The following is a 19,197-nucleotide window of genomic DNA, read 5'->3' as shown; positions in this document are numbered from 1 at the left end:
CGACCGATATTGACGCTTGACTACCGGTAAGAAGTTTTCTGCTACCGCCCTGGTGGCCCTGGTATCGTTGGTGGCCTGGTGGGCCCAGGCGCTGCCGCTGGCGGGTGGGGCCGCGCCGTTTGCCATGCGCCAGCTCTGGGCCGCCTGGCTGCCGACGGGTGTACGCCCGACTTTGGCCCCGGGTTTTGCCGCCGATACGCCCCGCACCGATACCACCCGCTACCGTCCCGGCACCCGCCCCCGCGTGGCCCCGGAGGACCGCCGCGGCTCCCGGTTCTCGACCCAGCGCCGCCGCTCCCCGCTGGTGCTGCCTTTGCCCAGCAACGTGCAGCTGGAGGTGCAGGCCGACGACAGCCTGAAAAACTTCGACGTCCGGGAAGGCATCGGCTCCGAGCTGGACTTCCGCGACCCGAGCCGCATGACATTCGAGGAATACGCCCGCTGGCAGCAGCGCAAGGCCGTGCGCGACTACTTCCGGGAGCGGTCCAACGGCGGCGTGGCCGGCGACCAGAACCAGGCCAGCAACCGCCGCCTGATTCCCAAAATCTACCTCGGCCCCATGGCCGACCGCATTTTCGGGGGCAGCTACGTGGATATCCGGCCCCAGGGCGCCGTGACGCTGCGCCTGGGCTACCGCGGCAACCGTAATGAAAACCCCACCCTCACGCTGCGCCAGCAGAAGGTGGCCGACTTCCAGTTCGACCAGAACATGAACCTCAACCTGAGCGGTCAGATTGGGGAAAAGCTGCGCCTCACGTTCAACTACGACACCCGCGCGGCCTTCGACTTCGAGAACAACATGAAGCTAGACTACACGGGCTTCGATACCGACATCATCCGCAAAGTAGAGCTGGGCAACGTGAGCCTGCCGCTCAACAACTCCCTCATCACGGGGGCCCAGAACCTGTTCGGGGTGAAGGCCCAGTTCCAGTTCGGGCGCCTGGGCGTGACCACCATTGCCAGTACCCTGCGGGGCCAGGCCGACGAGGTGCGCATCCAGAACGGGGGCCAGAGCCGGCCCTTCGAAATCAAGGCCAGCCAGTACGAGAAAGACCGGCACTTTTTCCTGAGCCAGGCCTTCCGCGACCGGTACGATGCCTCCCTGCGCAACCTGCCCACCATCCAGAGCGGGGTCAACATCACCTACCTCGAAGTCTGGATTACCAACGACAACCGCCAGAGCGACAACCTGCGCAACGTGGTCACGCTCATGGACCTGGCCGAACCCCGGCGCGTGTACCGCCAGCAGTTTCTGACCGCCGCCGGCCCCAATGCCCTGGCCGATAACCAGGCCAACACCGAGCTGACCCAGATCCGCAACCTGGGCAACTTCCGCGACGAGCTGGTGATTGACAACGCCCTGGCCGGCACGCTGGACCTGGAGAAGAACAAGGATTTCGAGCACGTGCGGGCCCGCAAGCTCGACCCGCGCGAGTACACCTACAACCCCCAGCTGGGCTACCTCTCGCTTAATACCCAGCTGCTGCCCGAGCAGGTGCTGGGCGTGTCGTACCAGTACATCTTCAACGGCAAGACCTACACCGTGGGCGAGGTGCAGAGCGACTACGCCCAGGTGGGTCCCAACCAGGTCATCTTCCTGAAGATGCTCAAGGCCACCAACCCCGGCGTGGGCCTGGTCGATTTCAACGACCCCAGCGTGAACCTGCCCCGGTTCAATCCCAACCCGGCCACCAACAACCCGGCCCTGCTCACCGGCAACCTGCCCACCTGGGATCTGATGATGAAGAACATCTATCCCCTGAATGCCAACCAGCTCAACCGCGACAACTTCCAGCTTCAGCTCATTTACAAGGACGACATCACGGGCGTTGACCTGATTTCGCTCAAGGAAGGCCAGCAGATTGCCAACCGGCCCCTGATCGAAGTTTTCAACCTCGACAACGTCAACCCCAACAACGACCGGAACCCCGACGGCAACTTCGACTTTTTCCCGGGTATCACGGTGGATACCGAGCTGGGCAAAATCATCTTCCCCGAGGTGGAGCCCTTCGGCAGCTACCTGGCCGCCCGCTTCGACAGCCTGGCCGAGCCCGAGCTGCTCGACAAGTACGTGTACCGGGAGCTCTACAACCAGGTGCAGAGCGACGCCCAGCAGCGCCAGGAAAAGGACAAGTTCTACCTGCGCGGCCGGTTCCAGGCCACCAGCACCAGCGAAATCAACCTGCCCGGCATCGGTATTGCCGAGGGCTCGGTGCGGGTGCGCGCCGGCAGCACCCTGCTCCAGGAAGGCGTGGACTACCAGGTATTCTACGACCAGGCCATCGTGAAAATCCTGAACCCGGCCTACCTCAACTCGGCCAACGAGCTGCGGGTGGAGTTCGAGAAGAACGCCCTGGTGCAGGTGCAGCCCCGCCGGCTGCTGGGTGCCCGCTTCGATTACCGGGTGTCGCCCGACATGAACTTCGGGGCCACGGTACTGCACCTGCGCGAGAACCAGGCCCCGGGCATCAACCGCGTCAACATCGGCGACGAGCCCAACAACAACACCATCTACGGCTTCGACGTCAACGTGCGCCGCGAGTCGCGGGCCCTGACCAAGTACCTCGACGCGCTGCCCTTCATTTCGACCAAGGAGATTTCGACCGTATCGTTCAGCGGCGAGTTTGCGCAGCTGCTGCCAGCCCAGAGCAAGCTGGGCAGCGGCGACAGCGGGGGCGAAAACGGCGTTTCCTACCTCGACGACTTCGAGAATGCCCGCACGCCCTACACGCTGGGCGGCATCAACTCGGCCGTAACGTGGCGGCTGGGGGCTACGCCCCTGCCCCTGCGGGGCACGGCCACCGGCCTGGGCGTGGCCTACAACCGCGCCAAGCTGGCCTGGTACACCGTCGACCAGACGTACTACAGCAACGGCCCGAGCAAGCCCGGCAACATCGGGACCGGCGACCTGAAGAACCACTACGTGCGCGGCATCCGGCGCACGGAGGTGTTCCCCAACCGCGACGTGGGCACCACCGGCAACTCCTTCGAGACGACCTTCGACCTGGCCTACTTCCCCGACCAGCGCGGCCAGTACAACTACACCCCCGATTTCGACCCGGCCCGGCCCACCTTCTTTGCCGAAACCACCGCCGCCGCCAACGCCACCCGGCAGGCGGCTATTTCCCGCGAAATCACCTTCGATACTGATTTCGACAACGCCAACGTGGAGTACCTCGAGTTCTGGCTCCTGGACCCCTTCATTACCACCGACAACGGCCGGGTGATTGACAACGACGGCCACGCCGCCAACAACAATACCGGCGGCGACCTGTACATCAACCTGGGCTCGGTATCGGAGGATGTGCTGGAAGACAACAACCAGTACGAGTTCGAAAACGGCATTCCGCCCGATCCGGCCGATGTACCGCTCGAAACGACTCCCACGGCCTGGGGCCTGGCCTCGCGCCGCCCCTTCCTGACCGACGCCTTCAGCGCCGCCCCCGGGGCCCGCGCCCGTCAGGACGTGGGCCTCGACGGCATCAACGATACCGACGAGCAGGCCCGGTTTACCGGCTACCAGGCCGTGCCCGACCCGGCCGCCGACAACTTCCGCCACCACCTCGACGCGAGCTACGACCAGGCGGATGCCAAGATTCTGGCCCGCTACAAGGACTTCAACGGCATGGAGGGCAACTCGCCCGAGGGCAGCCAGCTCAGCTCCACGGCCTTCCCCGACAAGGAGGACCTGAACCGCGACAACGTGCTTTCCGACGCCGAGCGTTACTACGAGTACCGCATGCGCCTGCGCCCCGGCACGCTGGAAGTGGGCCAGAACTTCATCGTGGACAAAGTCACGGCCACCATCACCGACAGCGACAAGGACCAGGTGACCTGGTACCAGTTCCGGATTCCGGTGCGCTCCCCCACGGGCGTGGTGGGCGTGCCCGCCGGCCAGGATTTCGGCTTCAAGTCCATCCGCTTCCTGCGCATGTACCTCACGGGCTGGCAGCAGCCGGTGGTGCTGCGCATGGTGCAGCCCCAGTTTGTGGCCAACCAGTGGCGGCGCTACCTCAACAAGATTGCCGAGCCCGGCACCATCGTCAACCCCGACACCGACGCCGACGAGTTCAACATCTCGACGGTGGGCCTGGAGGAAAACGGCCTGGCCAGCGTGGCCGGCACCAGCACCATCCCCTACGTGCTGCCCCCCAACATCCGCCGCGACCGGGAGTATGGCTCGAGCACCGTCAACCGCCAGCAGAACGAGCAGAGCCTGCGCCTGGTGGTGGGCGGCCTGCGCGACGGTTTCTCGAAGGCGGCGTACAAGAACCTGAGCCTGAACATGCTCCGCTACAAGCGGCTGCGCCTGTTCCTGCACGCCGAAACCCAGGAGCGCGGCATTCCCGACGGCAACCAGCGCGGGGGCGTGCGGGCCTTCGTGCGCATCGGCACCGACTACATCCAGAACTACTACGAATACGCCCTGCCCCTGACCATCACCAAGCCCGGCCAGAGGTCGGTGGAGGAGGTGTGGCCCCTGGAAAACCGCGTTGATCTGCCGCTGCAGCGCTTCATTGATGCCAAGGCGGCCCGCAACGCCCAGGCCACCTCGGGCATCGACTACACCCGGCCCTTCGTGCAGACCTTCCCCGACGGCTCCTCCATCACCATCGTGGGCAACCCCGATCTGTCGTCGGTGCAGGGCGCCATGATTGGCATCCTGAACCCCAAGGACGACGGGGCCAACAAGTCGCTCACGCTCTGGGCCAACGAGCTGCGGGTGCTGGATTTCGACAACGAAAGCGGCTGGGCTGCTACCGCCCGCTTCAACACCAAGCTGGCCGACGTGGCCAACATCACGGCCACCGGCAGCTACCTGACCACCGGCTTCGGGGGCCTCCAGGACAAACCCCAGCAACGCTCCACCGACAACATCGCCCGCGGCGACATCAATGCCACCGTGGCGGCCGAGAAGTTCTTCCCCGAGAAGCTGGGCCTGCGCGTGCCGGTGCTGCTGCAGGCGGGCATCGAAACCCGGGCCCCCAAGTACGACCCCCTCGACCCCGACACCAAGCTCACCCAGAGTCTGAAGAAGTTTGATACGGAGCAGGAGCAGGCCGCCTACCGCAAGGAAGTGGTGGACCAGACCAGCCAGCGCAGCGTTTCCCTGCTCAACGTGCGCAAGGAGCGCACCAACCCCGAGCGCAAAATCCGGCCCTACGACATCGAGAACTTCGCTTTGAGCTACTCGCTCACCGAGCGCCTGCACACCGACATCCGCACCGACCGCGACTACACGCGCACCTACACCGGGGCCCTGGCTTACGTGTACCAGGCCACGCCCAAAAACTACACGCCCCTGGCCCAGGTGAAGGCCTTCGACTCGCCCTACCTGGCCCTGTTCAAGGAAGTCAACTTCACGCCTCTGCCCTCGCGCTTCTCCTTCCGCGCCGACCTGGACCGCCGCTACAACGAGCGGTTTCTGCAGCGCACCCTGGAGCCCGGCCAGGTGCCCGTTACGGACGGCATTCCGGGCGTGTTCCAGAAGTCGTTCTTCTTTAACCGCATCTACGACCTGCGCTGGGACCTGACCAAGGCCCTGGCCCTGGACTACACGGCCACCAACCGCGCCGTGGTAGACGAGGGCGTGGGCCGCAGCATCGGCGACTCCGACGAGGCCCAGCGCAACCGCCAGCAGCTGCGCGACAACCTCTTCCGCCGGGGCGGGCGCACCACTAACTTCAACCAGACGGTGGCCCTGACCTACCGCCTACCCCTGGATAAGTTCCCGCTCACCGACTGGCTCTCGGCCGACGTGCGCTACGCGGGCAACTACACCTGGCAGGCCGCTTCCACGGCCCTGCGCGCGCCCCGCAACCCGGCCGACCTCACCGATACCACCACCGTGCCGTTGCAGCTGGGCAATACCATTCAGAACAACCAGGAGCGCAGTGCCAACGGCAAGATTGACCTGGTGAAGCTCTACAACAAGGTGCGCTTCCTCAACATCATCAACAACGCCCCGCCGCCCCAGCCCCGCGCCAAACTCGACCCCAAAACGGCCAAGCCCGGCCAGGTGGGCGTAACCGACGCGGCCCCCGCCGACTCGGCAAAGGGCCCGGAGCTGCGGGTGCTCAAGGCCATTCTGCGCTCGTTGATGACGGCCCGTTCCCTCAACTTCACCTACACCAACTCGGCCGGCACGCTGCTGCCGGGTTACCTGCCCAACACCCGCTTCTTTGGATTCAACGACGGGTTTGAGGCCCCGGGCCTGCCCTTTATCCTGGGTCAGCAGCCGGGCCTCGACAACCTCTTCAACCGAGCGTACGGCAACGACTGGTACACCAACAGCAGCCAGTACCTGAACACCCCGCTCAGCTCCCTCGAAACCGAAGCCCTGACCCTGCGCACCACCCTGGAGCCCATCCGCGACTTCACCGTTCAGCTCGATGCCCGCAAGAACGCGGTGCGCAACCGGGCCGTGTTCTACCGCACGGTGGTAGACGAAACCACCTTCGAGCCCATCAGCAACATCCCCACTGCCAGCAACAACCTGGGTACCGGCACGTTCACCGTCTCCTTCGTCTCCATCCAGACGCTGTTCGGGGATTTGAGCAGCGAGGGCGTAACGTCGAAGGCCTTCAACCGCTTTGTGGATAACCGCCAGGCGGTGCAGGCCCGGCTGCAGACGGCCCAGGATGCCCGCGGCACCGGCGGCAACTACGGCTACAACTCCCAGGACGTGCTGCTCCAGGCCTTCCGCGACGCCTACCAGGGTCGCTCCTCAGACAGCTACACGGCCGAAGGTTTCCAGCCGCGCATCAAGATTCCGCTGCCCAACTGGAATATCGCCTACAACGGCCTGTCGCAGCTGCCTTTCGTGCAGCGCTACTTCCGCTCGTTCACGCTCAACCACGTGTATTCCTCCAGCTATAACATTGCGGGCTACACCACGTCGGTGGAATACCCGAACGAGCCCGCCGGCCTGCCCGACCGCGTCAACCAGTCTACCCAGTTCGTGATTCCCTACTATCTCGTCGGGCAGGTATCCATTGCCGAGCGGCTGGCCCCGCTGATCGGGGCCCGGTTCCAGACCACCGGCCGCCTCACCGGCAACCTGGAGTACCGCATCGACCGTACCCTGGGCCTGAACACTTCCAACGCCCAGGTAACGGAGCTGCGCCGCACCGATATGGTGATTGGCGTGGGGTTTGCCACCAACCGGCTCAAGCTGCCCTTCCGTATCGGGGGCGAGCAGCGCATCCTGCGCAACGAGCTCAACGCCCGCCTCGACCTGAGCATCAGCGACAACTACGCCGTGCAGCGGGCCATTCTGGACGTGGTGGACCCCAGCGAGGCCACGGCCACCAATCCTGCTTCTGTCGGCCGGGCTGCGGGTACCGTCACCAACGGCACCCGCCAGATTCAGCTGCGGCCCACCATCGATTACGTGCTCAACCAGCGTCTGAACCTGCAGTTCTTCTTTACCCAGAACATCACGGCGCCCCGGGTGAACGGTTTCCGCAACACGGCCACCGAAGGCGGCATTCAGCTCCGTTACAGCCTGTCGGAGTAAGAAAGAGAGATGGTGAAATAGTGAGGTGGTGAGTTTGAGGTTCCTAAGATCAGGCGGCGCAGGTGGTGCAATCAGGATTGGCAAACCTCAAACTTGCCACCTCACCATTTCACTATTTCACCACCTCCCCTTGAACCATCTCGCCTTTACCTTGTACTTTTGGCGCGGTGCGTAACGGCACCGCTTCCTCACCCTCACTACTTAGTACTGCCCCATGAATCTGCCCGCCAGCCTGAAGTACACCAAAGAGCACGAATGGATCCGCGTTGAAGGCGACGTGGCCTTCATCGGCATCACCGACCACGCCCAGAAGGAGCTCGGCGACATCGTGTACGTGGACATCGACACGCTCGACAAAGAGGTAGCTCAGGACGAAATCTTCGGCACCGTGGAAGCCGTGAAAACAGTTTCCGACCTGTTCAGCCCCATCAGCGGCACCGTGCTCGAAATCAACGACAAACTCGATGGCAGCCCCGAGCTGGTCAACTCCGACCCCTACGGCGACGGCTGGATGATCAAGCTGTCCATCAGCAACCCCGCTGAGCTCGACGGCCTGCTGACGTCGGAAACCTACGGCGAGCTGGTGGGCGCCTAGGCGTTCCCGTTTCCTGCTGCTTGGCTATGCCAGCCTCCGCGCCGCCCACGCCACCCCGGCGGGCCTTTGTGGCCCTGCCGCTGGCCTGGGCGGCGTTTATTTTGACCAGCACCCTCACCCCGGCCCGCTCCATGCCGGTAACGCCCCACTGGGAGCTGCTGGCCTTCGATACCGCCGCCCACGCCTTTGTTTTCTGGGTGCTGACGGTGCTGGCTACCTTTTCGGCCCGTCGGCAGCGGTGGTGGCCGGGCCTGCGCCACCGGGCCTTCAGCACCGTAGCGGTGGCGGCCATCGGGATGGGCACCGTCATCGAGATGCTGCAGATGTGGATGGACCTGGGCCGCAACGGCGAGTGGTCGGATATCCTCAGCGACGCCCTCGGCGTACTGGCTGGCACCGCCCTGATGTGGCTCACCCGGCGCTTCTGGCAATGACTTCCGGTTCTTCCCGTTTCCGCCTGCTGGTCCTGCTGGCTTTGCTGGGAGCCCGGGGGCTGCTCGCCCCGCCGGCCCCGGCCCAGGATCTGCGTCGGGCCCGGCAAACCATCGCCTGCCTCGCCTCGCCGGCCCTGCACGGCCGCGGCTACGTCAACCGCGGCGAACAACGCGCCGCCCGGTTTGTGCAAAAGCAGTTTCGGGCCCTCGGACTCCTGCCCCTGACCTCGGCCGGCTATTACCAGCCGTTCACCCTGCCCATTAACACGTTTCCGGGACGGGCAGCCCTGGCCGTAAACCAGCAGCCCCTGCGGCCTGGTCTCGATTTCATTGCCGACGCGGCCAGTGGTTCCGGCTCGGTACGCGGCCCCGTGCGGTTGCTCGATACGCTCATCTTTACCCAACCTACTGCCCGGACCGCACTGCTGGCCACTCCGCTCGCCGGCACGGTGCTGGTACTCACCCAGGCCCAGGCCCGACGCCTACCTTCCCTGCCGGCTCCGGTTCAGGCTCACCTGGCTGCCGCGGCGGCCCGCATCACCCTGGTTCCGAAGCTCACGGCCAGCCTGGCCGGGGAGCAGCAGCCCCAACCCCGGCTGGAAGTGCTGGCCAGCAGCTGGCCGGCTCCGGCCCGTACGGTGGCGCTGCAACTGGAGGCGCGCTTACTTGCGGCCTACCCCACCCAGAACGTTATCGGCTACCTGCCCGGCACGGCCCGGCCCGATTCTTTCCTGGTAGTATCTGCCCACTACGACCACCTGGGCCGGCTGGGGTGCGCCACTTACTTTCCCGGTGCCAACGACAACGCCAGTGGCGTGGCCATGCTGCTGGAACTGGCGGCCTACTACGCTCAGCCGGCCCATCGGCCGGCCTGCTCCGTGGTGTTCATGGCCTTCGGGGCCGAAGAGGCCGGGCTCCTTGGCTCCCGCTACTTCGTGGAGCATCCGTGGATTCCGCTGTCCCGGATCCGGTTTCTGGTCAACCTCGACCTGCTGGGCACAGGTGACGATGGACTCACCGTTGTCAACGGCCGGGTGTTTGAAGAGCCGTTCCGGCAACTCCAGCACCTGAACGCGCAGCAGCAGTACGTCGGCTCACTTGCCGCCCGGGGCCGCGCCGCCAACTCCGACCACTACTACTTTTCCGAGCGGGGCGTACCGGCCTTCTTCTTTTACACCCGCGGCGGCAGTCCCGCCTATCACGACGTCCTGGATCGGTCTGAAACGCTGTCACTAACTGCTTTCGGCCCGGTATTTCGCCTGCTTCGCGATTTTCTGAACGGACAGGGTGCGGCTCCCAGCACGAAGTAAGAACGGCTGCCCGGGCGCGGTGGGCAGTGGAATTCGCCCCCGAAGCCGGCTTTTTAGTAGTGGGACACACCTTGAACCGGCGGCTGGTTTGCTACTACGTAAACTGAGAAACGCGCTAAAGCAAGTATCCCGGAACCGTCAACCAAGTGTTGACAATTCCGGGATACTTGCTTTATGAATGGAAAGTCGTCTGGACTTATCCGTTGGCTTTGAACGAACCCATGATCTGCTTGGCTACGTTCTCCCATTCCGGCTTCTGGCGGTCAGCGCAGGTGAAGGTGCACATGAGCAGTTTGCCTTCCACGTCGGTGAAGAAAATCAGCTGGTACACTTCGTGGCCGATTTCGGGCTTCATCAGTTCCAGGTAACCCACCTTACGGCCGTTTACCTCTTTTACCCCGTGGTTGAACCACTTGGCTTCTTTGAACTGCTTGGCGTAAATCTTGTAGAAGTTATCCTGGTACATGTCGATCATATCCTGATCGGCCGTGTTGTCCGTGTACGAGAAGGCGATGCTGGCTTCTTTGCTGTTGGTGTAGATAACGCTGGGGCGGCTCTGCGACTTCGCGTAGTTGAAGTCCATCTGCTGCTCACTCATTACCTCGAAACCTTTCGGAATCAGGATTTCAACCCGCTCGCTCAGCACGCGCTTCTTCACGAGCTCTACTTCGGCGAAAGGACGAGCCGCCATCAGCAACAGCATCAGGCAGATTACGGGGGCGGTAAGTAAGGCTTTTTTCATAGTAGTAGGCTGAAAAAAGATGGAAGTCAAAAGCTGAAGGTGATCCAACGGAGAATAAGCTACCTCTGTTTGGATAACACAATTTACGTACAAAAATCAAAAAGGCAAGTTATTTACAAAAAAATAACCTCATCTCCTGCTGGTTGGCTGCGCATTCTAAAGGCAGAAACACGCATCAAATGAAATGAAGGCACTTTTTTATTTTTTCGAACCCTAGCATCATCCGCTGACCACCCTCGAAAAATCCCAAAACTATATCAAGAATAGACTATGCAGAATAATAGCCGCATAGTTCAATTTGACACGCTCTGGCTTATCCGGAACTGACGATGGTATTTAGAGAATGTTGTTGATCTGTTCCTTGATTTTCTCCAGTTCCTCCTTCATGCTCACCACCAGATGCTGGACGGTAGAGTCGTTGGCTTTGGAACCGATGGTATTGATCTCGCGACCAATTTCCTGCGAAATAAACGCTAATTTCTTGCCTGTGGGTTCGGGTAGGCCGGCCGTTTCGGTGAAGTAGTGCAAATGGTTGACCAACCGCACCTTTTCCTCGGCAATGTCCAGCTTCTCAATGTAGTGCAGCACCTCCTGCTCAAACCGCACGGAGTTGAAGTGCTCGTTGGCCGCGATGTCGGCCAGGTGGGTTTGCAGGCGCTGCCGGACCTGCTCGATGCGGGTGGGGTCGTGGCGTTCCACATCGGCCAGCAAAATCCGGATGCGGTCCACGTAGCCCAGGATTTCGGTGGTCAGCGCCTGGCCCTCGTCCCGGCGGAACTGGTTAACGCGGTCCAGGGCGTCCTGCAGCAGGGGCAGCAGTTCCTCCCAGGAAGTCTCCTCCTCCTGCTCGGCGGTGGCCAGCCCCTCCGCCGGAATACGCAGGGAACCGGGCAGGGCGTGGGCCACGGCCGTTACCTGTTCCAGCGAAAAGCCGGTGCGCAGGCTCAGGGCCTGCAGCTCCTGGCAGACGGCCAGCAGGGCCTCGTGATTAACCAGGGAAGCCGTCGGCGTGCCCGTGGCGCGGGGGCGCGTGAAGTCCAGATTCAGGTTGACCTTGCCCCGGATCAGGCTCCGGGCCACCAGATTACGAATTTCCAGCTCCCGGTCCTGCAGAAAGCGTGGCAGCCGCAAACTCAGGTCCAGCGTCTTGGAATTGAGCGACTTAATTTCAACGGTAACGGCGTAATGGTCGGTTTCGCGGGTAGCAATTCCGTAGCCGGTCATGGACTGCAGCATGGGGGGAGGGGCAAAGTGGCCGCAAAAGTAGCGGTTTCCAGCAGAAAGTGAATGGGTTAGCGAGGCTGTAACACAAGCGTAATACGTCCGCAATATTAGCATAACAGCCCGGGTCTAGCTTTGTGAAACTTTTTCCGACCCCTGTATGCGGCGCATTTTTCTACTGTTTTTTTTCCTGACTATCAGCCACTTGCTCTGGGCCCAACAGGGCACGCTGGCGGGAAAAATCCTCGACCAGAAGACCGGCGAAGGTGCCATCGGCGCTACGGTCATCGTGACGGGCACCACCACGGCGGCGCCCGTTGAGCTGGATGGCACGTACTCGCTGAGCGTAACCCCGGGCACCTATACCATCAGCGTGCAGTCCATCGGCTACAAATCCCTCACCTTCCCGGGCATTGTGATTCAGGCGGGCCAGAAAACGACCCTCAACGGCTCCCTGGAAGAAAATGCCCAGGCCCTGAAGGAAGTGGTAGTAACCGGCCAGAAACAGACCGGCACCGAAGTGGCCATGATTCAGGACCTGAAAAAGGCCGAGGTGGTCGTCAGTGGCATGAGCAACGACCAGATTGTGAAAACCATGGACCGCGATGCCTCGGAGGTGGTCAAGCGCATTCCGGGCGTAACCATTCAGAGCAACAACTTCGTGGTGGTGCGGGGCCTGGCCGAGCGCTATAACACGGTCATGCTCAACGACGCCCTCACGCCTTCCGCCGAAACTGATACCCGGGCCTTTTCCTTCGACATCCTGCCCAGCTCCGTGATTGATCGGGTGCTGATTTTCAAATCCGGCTCGCCCGACCTGCCCGGCGAATTCGCGGGCGGGGTAGTGAAAGTGTACACCAAAAACTCCGTGCTGGAGAACAGCACGTCGTTTTCCCTTTCTTCCTCCTACCGGGCGGGCACCACGTTTCAGGATTTCAGCCGCACCCAGGGCAGCAGCACCGATGCGCTGGGTTTCGACAGCGGCCAGCGGGCCCTGCCCGACCAGACGCCGGGCAGCGTGGTAGTGGGCCAGGGCGTTACGCGGCCGGAAGCCGCCGCCTTCGGCCAGAGCCTGCGCAACGACTGGGTGGCCCGCACCGGCCAGGCCCTGCCGGATCTGCGCCTGTCCCTGGGTCTGCTCCGCAAGTATGAAATCGGCAGCGCCTACCTGAGCAACGTTACCTCGCTCTCCTACAGCAACACGCGCGAGCAGTACAACGTGACGCGCAACGACTACGAGCTGCAGCGCGAAGACGATGGCCGGTTCAAACCCAAGTACGAGTTTATCGACCGGCAGTCGAACACCAACGTGCGCCTGGGGCTGATTCATAACTGGCAGCTGCGCCTCAACGACCGGCACCGGCTGGAATTCCGCAACTTCCTCAACCAGATGAGCCAGGACCAGGTGGTAGCCCGCAGCGGCGCTTACCTGGAGCGCGACCAGGACCGCCGCGACTTTGCCCTGCGTTACCAGAGCCGCACCATCTACTCGGGGCAGCTGCAGGGCACGCACGAGGTGGCCCCGCGCACTACCCTCACCTGGCTCGGGGGCTACAACTACGTGAACCGCAACGAGCCCGACTACCGCCGCTACCGCTCCCTGCGCTACCTCAGCGACCCGGACACGGAGCCCTTCCGCATTCAGCTGCCGGCCCAGGGCAACCTGTTCGAGGCCAGCCGCTTCTTCTCGACCCTGACAGAAAACACCGTAGCCGGCAGCGCCCAGCTGGAACACCGCTGGGCCGGCCGCGACACCACCAAGGCCAACGAATACAAGCTGCGCGTGGGCGCCTATGCCGAAAACAAAGACCGCGGCTTCGATGCGCGTTTCTTCTCCAACGTGCGCGGCAACGAGGAAACCTTTGACCGCAGCATCGAGCAGCAGGGCATTGAAACCATCTTCCGCCCCGAAAACTTCGACCCCGTAACGGGCCTCATTGCCAGCGAAGGCACCCGCCCCACCGACAACTACGAGGGCTCCAACCGGCTGCTGGCCTCCTACGTGAGCCTGGTGGCCCCGCTGTCCGACAAATTCAACGTCTCGGGCGGGGTGCGCCTGGAAAACAACCGCCGCCGCATTGAGGTGCCTTCCGCGTCTGAGTTCAACGGGGGCTACACCCGCACCGTGGTGCTGCCTTCGCTGAACGCGGCCTACAACTTCACCCAGCGCTCCTTGCTGCGCCTGGCCGGCAGCACCACCGTCAACCGCCCCGAGTTCCGGGAAATGGCCCGCTTCCAGTATTTCGACTTCGCCAACAACTGGCTGGTGGAAGGCAACGAGCGGCTGCGGGAGGCGACTATTTACAATGCGGATCTGCGCTACGAGTTCTACCCGTCCCGCTCCGAAATGATTTCCGTGGCCGCCTTCTACAAGCACTTCGACCGGCCCGTGGAGAGCATCATTCTGGAAGCAACCGGCGACCTGCTGACGCTGGGCTACGTGAACGCCCGGCAGGCCTACGATTACGGCCTGGAAGTGGAAGCCCGCAAAACCTTCGCCGAATCGTCGTCGGCCGTGCTGCGCCGCCTGGGCGTGGTGTTCAACGCCTCACTCATCAAGAGCAACGTGCGCCTGGATGAGGAAGCCAACAGCAGCCAGATCCAGAACCGCGCCCTGCAGGGCCAGTCGCCCTACGTTATCAACACCGGCCTGTTCTACCAGGACGATGAGCGGGGCTGGCAGACGTCGGTGCAGTACAACGTGATTGGCCCGCGCATCGCCTTCGTGGGCAACCGCGACAACGGCAGCCTCTACGAAGTACCGCGCAACGTGCTCGACCTGACCGTTACCAAAACCGTAGCGCGGCGCCTGGATGTGCGCGTCGGGATCCAGGACGTGCTCAACCAGCCCACCCGCCTGGTGCGCGACAACGACTTCAACCAGCGCGTGACCTCCGCCGACCCCGTTTTCTCCTCCTTCCGCCGCGGCTCCTACTACACGCTGGGCGTGGTGTACCGCCTGACGGCAAAACGGTAACACGCCCCTAACAATAACATAACGCCCGCCATGCCCTGGCGGGCGTTTATGCGCCTGACCTTTGTTCCATTGTTCAACTACTCTGTTTCCTTTCCCCATGAAAAAGATTTTACTTCCTGTTCTTACGGCGGTTGCCCTGCTGACTGGCTCCTTAAGTGCGCTGGCTCAAAATGCCCCGGTGGTGGAAGTGACCACGAATATTACCACGAACACCACCTGGTCGAACCGCAATATCTACCTGCTGAAAAGCAACTTTATCTACGTGACGCCGGGCACCACGCTCACCATTGAGCCGGGTACCATCATCAAGGGCGATAAAGCCAGCAAGGCCACGCTGGTCGTACAGCGGGGCGGCAAGCTCATGGCCGATGGCACGGCCCAGCAGCCCATCGTGTTCACGTCGAACGAAACGCCGGGCAACCGCCGCCGCGGCGACTGGGGCGGAATTGTAATTGCCGGGGCAGCTCCCGTCAACCAGACCAATCCCAGCGTGGAAGCAACCCCGGACTCCAACTTCGGCGGCACCGATGCCAACGACAACTCCGGTGTGCTGCGCTACGTGCGCATTGAGTTCCCCGGCATTGCTTTTGCGCCCGACACCGAGATTAACGGTCTGACTCTGGGCGGCGTAGGCAAGGGCACTGTTATCGACTACGTGCAGATTTCCTACTCCGGCGACGATGCCTTTGAGTGGTTTGGCGGCACCGTGGATGCCAAGCACCTGGTGGCCTTCCGCACCCTCGACGACAACTGGGACTGCGACAACGGCTTCAGCGGCCGGGTGCAGTTTGCCTACTCCCTGCGCGACCCCAACATCGGCGACGTATCGGGCTCCAACGGTTTCGAAACCGACAATGACCGCAACGGCAGCGCCATTCTACCGCAAACCGCCCCGGTTTTCTCTAACGTGACCGACATGGTGGAGCGCACCGCCGACCTGAACAGCAACGTGCGCAGCGCCATGCATCTGCGTCGCAACTCGGCCACTTCCATCTTCAACTCGGTCTTCACCGGCTACCGCACGGGCCTGCTGCTCGACGGCACCGCCTCCCAGGCCAACGCCACCGGCGGCAGCCTGCAGCTGCGCAACGTGGTGCTGGCCGGCATACCCACCAATTTCGCCCAGCAATCGGGGGGTACGTTCGGTGTGCAGGGCTTTTTCGAGGAAGCCAGCCGCGCCAACACGGTGTACGCAGCCGAAAGCAGCCTGCTGCTGGAGCCCGGCACCTACACGCTCACCAACCCGCTGAAGCTGCCCACCACGGGCTCGCCCCTGCTCACCGGCGCCAGCTTCACCGACCCGAAAGTGGCCGACCCGTTCTTTGAGCAGGTTACCTACCGGGGCGCCTTCGGAACCACCGACTGGACCCAGGGCTGGACGAATTTCGATCCTCAGACCACGCCCTACACCGCTGGCATCACGCTCAGCCGCAAGTCGGCCTCCGACCAGCTTCAGCAGCTGGCCGTGGCTCCCAACCCCACCGCCGGGGCGGCCCAGCTCAGCTTCAACCTCAAGCGCAGCACCACTGCCAGCGTGCGTATCCTGGACCTGACCGGCCGCCAGGTGGCTACTCTGCTGACCGACGGTAAGCTGACCGCCGGCACCCAGTCGGTAGCGCTGCCGGCCAACCTGCAGGCGGGCGTGTACCTGGCCGTGGTAACCACCAACGAAACCAGCCAGTCGGTGCGTTTCGTGGTAGCCCGGTAGATTCTCCTTATTCTATACTATCCGAGCCGGCTGCCTTGGGGCAGCCGGCTCTTTTATTGCCGGGCGGCCGCCCGGGGCCTGCCTGGTACCGTTGCCCGGGGCGGCTCCGGGGGTTCGTTGTACTTTTGACGGCCGGCCACTTTTCTCTTCCCCTGCTCCCGATTCCGCCCATGCGCGTCCTGCACCTGCCCAAATGGTACCCGAACCGCTACGACGACCAGGACGGCGACTTCGTGGCCCGGCACGTGGCCGCCATTGCCGGCGCCGCCACCCCGGAGCAGCCCCTGCACAGCGCCGTGGTATTTGCGGCCGTGGCCCGGGGTCCGCTCGGTAAGTTGCTGGAGGAGGAAGCGGACTTCAGCGGCCCGGTGCCCGTGTGGCGCTACTACTACCGCGCCCGGCCCACCGGCCTGGCCCCGCTGGATAAGGTGCTCAAGCTGGGCCTCTACTTCTGGGGTCAGCGCCGGGGCTACCGCCGCGTGTGCCAGTACTGGGGCCACCGGCCCGGGCTGGTGCACGTGCACGTGCTGCTACGCACGGGCCTGTGGGCGCTCTGGCTGCGGCTGCGGTACCGGATTCCCTACCTCGTGACGGAACACTGGACGCGCTACCTGCCCGCCCGGGCCGGTAGCATCGGCCGGGTCCGGCGGTGGATGTCCCGGTTGGTGGTACGGCGGGCGTCGGCCCTGCACACCGTATCAGAAAACCTGCGCGAAGCCATGAGCGCCCTGGGCCTGGTTCATCCGCACTCCGTGGTAATTGCCAATGTTGTCGATACTGACCTGTTCCGCCTGCCGCCGGCCCCCCGGGAGCCCCACCGGCTGCTGGTGGTTTCGGCCTTTCACGAAACGGTCAAGAATATTTCCGGCATTCTGCGGGTGGTAAGCCAGCTACGGCGGGCCGGCCGGTCCGTAACCCTGCGGCTGGCCGGTTACGGCCCCGACGAAGAGCTCATCCGACAGCGTAGTGCCGAATTGGGCCTAGTGGCCGATGGCACAGTCTGCTTCATGGGAAAGCTTCCGCATTCCGCCGTAGCCAGGGAAATGCAGCAGGCTACGGCCTTGGTGTCCTTCAGCCGGGCCGAAACGTTTGGGTGCGTGCTGCTGGAAGCCCGCGCAACCGGCTGCCCGGTAGTGGGCCCCGCTACCGGTGGCGTCCCGGAGCTATTTCAGCCCACCAATACTTTCGGAATCCTGGTTCAACCAGACGATGAGTCAGCGCTCTACCTGGCCCTTGACAAAGTACTGACCGAGAGCTTTCAGTACCGGCCTGATCAGTTGCGGCAGGATGCGGAGCAGCGGTGCGGGTACCAGCCCGTAGGCCGGCAATTCGCCCGGCTATACCAGGCGCTGTTGCTCCTTCCTTCTCCAGTTACCGGCTCTTAGCGGCCAGCATTTTTTTACTCTCTATGCTGCGCCGCATAATTCAGAATTTTGCCACCCGCCTGCTCACGGCCCTGCTCAGCTTCGGGGTGGTGTGGCTGACGGCGCGCTACCTGGGCGCGGCGGGGCGCGGGGCGGTGAGTTTGTTCGTGACGGACTGCGCGGCCATCCTGCTGTTCATCGGGCTGCTGGGCGGCTCCTCGCTGATTTACCTGGCCCCGCGCCGCAACCTCTGGCACCTGCTGCTGCCGGCCTACGGCTGGGCTACGGCGGTGTGTGGGCTGGGCACGGCCCTGGTAGCCGGGCTGCGAGAGCCGGGGGCCGCGTACCTGCTTCACCTGGGGCTGCTGAGCTTGCTGCAAGCCTTCTTCTCCATCAATACCGCCCTGCTGCTGGGCCGCCGCCGGGAAGGTCTCTATAACCTATTCAATCTGGCCCAGGTGGCCCTGCTGGCCGGGGCGCTGCTGGCGGCCTTCCGGTTCGGCGGGGCCTGGCTGAGCGTGGAAACTTACTACTACGCGGCCTACCTGGGCTTCGGGCTGCCGTGGCTGCTGAGCCTGCTCCCCCTGCTGCGCCTGCCCGACCGCCGGCGGCGTCTGGGCCGGCGGCTGCGGGCCACCACCCGGGAACTGGCCCGCCACAGCCGGGGCGCCCACTTTTCCAACATTCTGGCCTTCGCCAACTACCGCCTCGGCTACTACTTCGTGGCCTACTTCGTCGATACCCGGGCCGTGGGCATCCTGTCGGTGGGCGTGGCGCTGATGGAAGCCATCTGGCTGATTCCGCGCAGCGCCGCCCTGGTGCAGTACGTGGATCTGGTGAACGCCCACCCCGGAGAGCCGCTGCCCGACTCCGCGCTGCGGGTAGGGAGGCTCACGGTGCTGGCCACGGCGGCGGCGGTGCTGGTGCTGGTGGCAGTGCCGCCCGCTTTGCTCACGACCATCTTCGGCCGAGAATTTGGGCCGGCCCAGGCCGTGATGCAGCTGCTGGCCCCCGGCTCGGTGGTCATGGCCATTCAGATGCTGGTGAGCAGCTTTTTTGCCGGTCGGGCCCGGTACCGCCTCAACAACGCCGCGTCGGTGGTGGGGTTGGCCGTCACGCTGCTGGGCGGGCTGCTGCTGATTCCGAAACTGGGCATCCGGGGCGCGGCCCTGGCGGCCACCCTCTCCTACTGCGCGTCCACGGCCTTTCTCATCTGGCACTTCCGCCGCGCTACCGGCCTCGGCCTCACGGCCTTTCTGCCCGGCCCCGCTGACCTCACCCACGCCTGGCGGCTGCTAAGGCGGCGGTAAAACCCGCCGAAACGACC

10 protein-coding genes are annotated in these 19,197 nt (G+C 63.6%); 8 read left to right on the top strand and 2 right to left on the bottom strand.

The window, feature by feature from the left end; genetic code table 11:
* Positions 1-16: 16 nt before the first annotated feature.
* The 4 genes from sov to KLP40_RS08955 all read left to right on the top strand — a co-directional run bounded on the left by sov (position 17) and on the right by KLP40_RS08955 (position 9,858).
* Complete coding sequence (gene sov, locus KLP40_RS08970) at positions 17-7,519, top strand: T9SS outer membrane translocon Sov/SprA (RefSeq protein ID WP_246558731.1); 7,503 nt, start codon at positions 17-19, stop codon at positions 7,517-7,519.
* Positions 7,520-7,733: 214 nt separating this feature from the next.
* Positions 7,734-8,114 carry a glycine cleavage system protein GcvH gene (gene gcvH, locus KLP40_RS08965; protein ID WP_215593437.1) on the top strand — a complete coding sequence of 127 codons (381 nt, stop codon included), beginning with the start codon at positions 7,734-7,736 and terminating at the stop codon, positions 8,112-8,114.
* Positions 8,115-8,140: 26 nt separating this feature from the next.
* A complete protein-coding gene (locus tag KLP40_RS08960) occupies positions 8,141-8,548 on the top strand; it encodes a VanZ family protein (protein WP_215593436.1) in 408 nt (135 codons plus the stop codon).
* On the top strand, positions 8,545-9,858 hold the full coding sequence (locus KLP40_RS08955) for a M28 family metallopeptidase (RefSeq protein WP_215593435.1): 1,314 nt from the start codon (positions 8,545-8,547) through the stop codon (positions 9,856-9,858). The genes KLP40_RS08960 and KLP40_RS08955 overlap by 4 nt, the downstream gene beginning before the upstream one ends.
* A 196-nt stretch (positions 9,859-10,054) precedes the next feature.
* On the opposite strand, the gene KLP40_RS08950 is transcribed toward KLP40_RS08955, so the two are convergent.
* Both KLP40_RS08950 and KLP40_RS08945 read right to left on the bottom strand, forming a co-directional pair.
* Entirely contained in the window at positions 10,055-10,600 is a 546-nt protein-coding gene (locus KLP40_RS08950) for a hypothetical protein (protein ID WP_215593434.1), read from the bottom strand.
* A 336-nt stretch (positions 10,601-10,936) separates the two neighbouring features.
* Complete coding sequence (locus tag KLP40_RS08945) at positions 10,937-11,836, bottom strand: YicC/YloC family endoribonuclease (protein WP_215593433.1); 900 nt, start codon at positions 11,834-11,836, stop codon at positions 10,937-10,939.
* Positions 11,837-11,981: 145 nt separating this feature from the next.
* Here KLP40_RS08945 and KLP40_RS08940 point away from each other — a divergent pair, with 145 nt between their 5' ends.
* The 4 genes from KLP40_RS08940 to KLP40_RS08925 all read left to right on the top strand — a co-directional run bounded on the left by KLP40_RS08940 (position 11,982) and on the right by KLP40_RS08925 (position 19,180).
* A complete protein-coding gene (locus KLP40_RS08940) occupies positions 11,982-14,798 on the top strand; it encodes a TonB-dependent receptor (RefSeq protein ID WP_215593432.1) in 2,817 nt (938 codons plus the stop codon).
* Positions 14,799-14,895: 97 nt separating this feature from the next.
* Positions 14,896-16,506: a T9SS type A sorting domain-containing protein gene (locus KLP40_RS08935; RefSeq protein WP_215593431.1), complete on the top strand. Its 1,611-nt coding sequence runs from the start codon at positions 14,896-14,898 to the stop codon at positions 16,504-16,506.
* Positions 16,507-16,676: 170 nt separating this feature from the next.
* A complete protein-coding gene (locus tag KLP40_RS08930; RefSeq protein ID WP_215593430.1) occupies positions 16,677-17,891 on the top strand; it encodes a glycosyltransferase in 1,215 nt (404 codons plus the stop codon).
* Between the two features lie 23 nt (positions 17,892-17,914).
* Positions 17,915-19,180, top strand: a complete 1,266-nt coding sequence (locus tag KLP40_RS08925; RefSeq protein ID WP_215593429.1) for a lipopolysaccharide biosynthesis protein — start codon at positions 17,915-17,917, stop codon at positions 19,178-19,180.
* Positions 19,181-19,197 lie beyond the last annotated feature (17 nt).

This window comes from Hymenobacter piscis (assembly GCF_018760735.1).
In the GTDB taxonomy this organism is placed as follows: Bacteria; Bacteroidota; Bacteroidia; order Cytophagales; family Hymenobacteraceae; genus Hymenobacter; species Hymenobacter piscis.
Note: the sequence above shows the minus strand (reverse complement) of the source record. Positions and strands in the feature narration are given on the sequence as shown.